The sequence below is a fragment of the Roseateles sp. genome (assembly GCF_052436255.1).
GTDB lineage: Bacteria > Pseudomonadota > Gammaproteobacteria > Burkholderiales > Burkholderiaceae_C > Pelomonas.
This window is the reverse complement of sequence record NZ_JBQVNP010000283.1, coordinates 1-2,366: the sequence shown is the minus strand read 5'-3', so window position 1 is coordinate 2,366 and position 2,366 is coordinate 1. Positions and strand designations below refer to the sequence as shown.

The 2,366-nt window shown below is 61.3% G+C and carries 3 protein-coding genes; 2 read left to right on the top strand and 1 reads right to left on the bottom strand.

What is annotated here, in order from left to right; genetic code table 11:
* Positions 1–475: SDR family NAD(P)-dependent oxidoreductase (locus tag ACT6S0_RS27550; RefSeq protein WP_444766912.1), on the top strand; the 475-nt coding region annotated here is incomplete at its 5' end.
* 402 nt (positions 476–877) lie between these two features.
* Positions 878–1,159: a hypothetical protein gene (locus ACT6S0_RS27545; RefSeq protein WP_444766911.1), complete on the top strand. Its 282-nt coding sequence runs from the start codon at positions 878–880 to the stop codon at positions 1,157–1,159.
* Between the two features lie 259 nt (positions 1,160–1,418).
* On the opposite strand, the gene ACT6S0_RS27540 is transcribed toward ACT6S0_RS27545, so the two are convergent.
* Positions 1,419–1,985 carry a hypothetical protein gene (locus ACT6S0_RS27540; protein ID WP_444766910.1) on the bottom strand — a complete coding sequence of 189 codons (567 nt, stop codon included), beginning with the start codon at positions 1,983–1,985 and terminating at the stop codon, positions 1,419–1,421.
* Between the last annotated feature and the right edge of the window lie 381 nt (positions 1,986–2,366).

The following is a 2,366-nucleotide window of genomic DNA, read 5'->3' as shown; positions in this document are numbered from 1 at the left end:
CGCCGGCATCGCCCAGCCGGGAGGCTTTCTCGCAGCCGACAGCGAAGAAGTCGCGCGACGCATCTTCGAGACCAACTTCTTCGCCGTGCTGCGCACGAGCAAGGCCTTTGCGCCGATCCTCAAGGCCAACGGCGGCGGCGCCTTGCTCAACGTGCTGTCGGTCGCCTCGTGGGTGAATGGCGGCGAGCTGGCGGCCTACTCGGCAAGCAAGTCCGCCGCATGGTCGCTCACCAATGGCCTGCGCAACGAACTGGCGGCGCAGAAGACCCAGGTGCTGGGGCTGCACATGGCTTACGTCGACACCGACCTGACGCGCGGGTTCGAAGTGCCGAAGTCCAGCGCCGAGGAGATCGTCAGGCGCGCGCTAGACGGACTCGAATCGGGCCTCGACGAGGTGTTGGCCGACCAGGTCACCCAGCAAGTGAAGCAGGGCATGACCGCGGCGAGGCCGAGCTACCTGCCGCAGGCCTCCTGAAAGCACGTTGCGAGCGCGGACAGCCTCCGCGCTCGCTGCTTCCTTCGCGTTGATCGGGAGCCGAAAGCCGGCCTGCAGCGGCGCGATCGGCGCATCGGCACGCAAGTGCCGAATGCTGCATTTGTTCGCAGAATCGAGACTTCCTCGCACATCAGGCGCCGCGCAGCGCCTCTCTTCTCTACAGTGAATGCCCCTGTCACTCAGCGCCCCACCCAGCGGGCAAGGACGGCATCACCAACAAGCAGCAACCAGAACCGAACAGACCGCCGCGCCTCGCGGCGGTCCATCGACGCACGCGCATCGATGTGAATGCGAGGCACAAAAGGCGACGGCCAGGGCGCGCAAACACCCCAGCCGTCTAACCAAGTGAAGTGCACTACCTCCGAAAGGACGCACAACAAAATGGCTGATCGAATTATGGCCCGGCCCAACACGCCGGTATCTCCCGAAGCCGCGGCTGCCACAGCACCCGCCGCCCCGGACCTCCTCGAAAACAAGCTGGAGCAACTGAAGTCCCTGCTATGGGCCTGCCACGGCGACGGCGCCCGATGGAGCGAAGACGAGGGCTTGCAGAACCTAGACAACGTCTTCTGGCTCGCGTGGGAGATGGCGCGGGACGCGACTACGCTGCTTCAGGAATGCGCAGGGGCGCTGGGCAAGGAGTGGGTGGCGCCGGATCGATAGGCGTCGAGGGGAGGGCTGGCGCATCACGTTGCGGTGTGCCAGCGCTTTTGAGAGGTGATGAGTGGCGTCAGTTAGGGGCGGACACGTTGGCATCTGGATTGGCTTGATGGTGCCTTTGCGTTTCGTGGCTGTCGGAGGGGTTTATCGAGAGCAGTCGTTCAAAGTGAAAGACTGGATAGGGCCCTCAAGAGTCATGCGTCTCCCCAATCCGGTGACCGCAAACTGCAGGTCCAGCGGGAACGCAAAAACTGCGGGCAGGTCACACAGGCCCGCCAAGCGAAGGCTTAGCGTCACGCGGCCCTTCTTCCTCCGCGCCAAGGATTTCATGTTGCTTCACCCATGCTCCGGTGTCGCGGCTGATCAGCAGCTTGCGAGCTGGCTTGTTCTTCCAAATAACTTGCTCCGCGTTCAGCAGTGCATCCAACTCGACCAGCAAGAACTCTGTGCCGCTTAGCTCATGCGGATAGAGCATGAAGCAGAGTTGCCGAGGGCCGTTGTCGATGCCTTCGTCTTTTAGCCATTCCCGATAGATTTCGTACTGCCTGAGTTCATCCGCACCCATGTGAAACGTGGTCAGCTTCTGGGTGTCATGGAACTTCGCATCTAAGTAATACACGGGGCCGCTTTCGTCGATCCACATCTTGAAGTCCGGGCGCTTTCCACCTCGCGCTTTCAGCGTCGCCGGCATTGTTTCGGGGGATTGTGGAATCTCCTCATGCTTCAGGTCTTGCAGTACGAGCCACGCTCTGGCCCGCATTTCACCAAGACTGCCCTTCTCCACCCTGGTACCCCCGCTTGCAGTCAAGGCCGCCACCAGTTTCTGCATTCGCTGACTCTGCATCTGCCTTCCCCACATTGATTGATGTTGTCGCCCATCCTACGTACCTATTTGATGGACGCAGCGTCCCGACCGCCCGCCGCACCTTCACGCGAGCGCCGTACGAGTCACAAGGCTGGCTCCCGCGAAAGGGCTGCTTCTGGCCGAAGCCCGCCACACGAGCAAAGCATGAAACTGCCCCGACCGCCTACATCCAATACATTACCTCGCATTGACCAGTCTGATCGTTCACTAAAACGACGGTAGGGTGGTCACGAGGTGGAGTCGTTCGAACCCGAACATGCGGCCCAGCATACGAAAACTCAACGTAGTAGGTTCCACTGGCAGCCTCCCCATTTCGTGAAGGGTGGTGCTTTATCGAAGCAAACA

Bases quoted from the DNA above. Each gene is read 5' to 3' on its own strand.
- ACT6S0_RS27540 (WP_444766910.1), bottom strand. From the start codon at position 1,985: ATGCAGAAACTGGTGGCGGCCTTGACTGCAAGCGGGGGTACCAGGGTG.
- ACT6S0_RS27545 (WP_444766911.1), top strand. From the start codon at position 878: ATGGCTGATCGAATTATGGCCCGGCCCAACACGCCGGTATCTCCCGAA.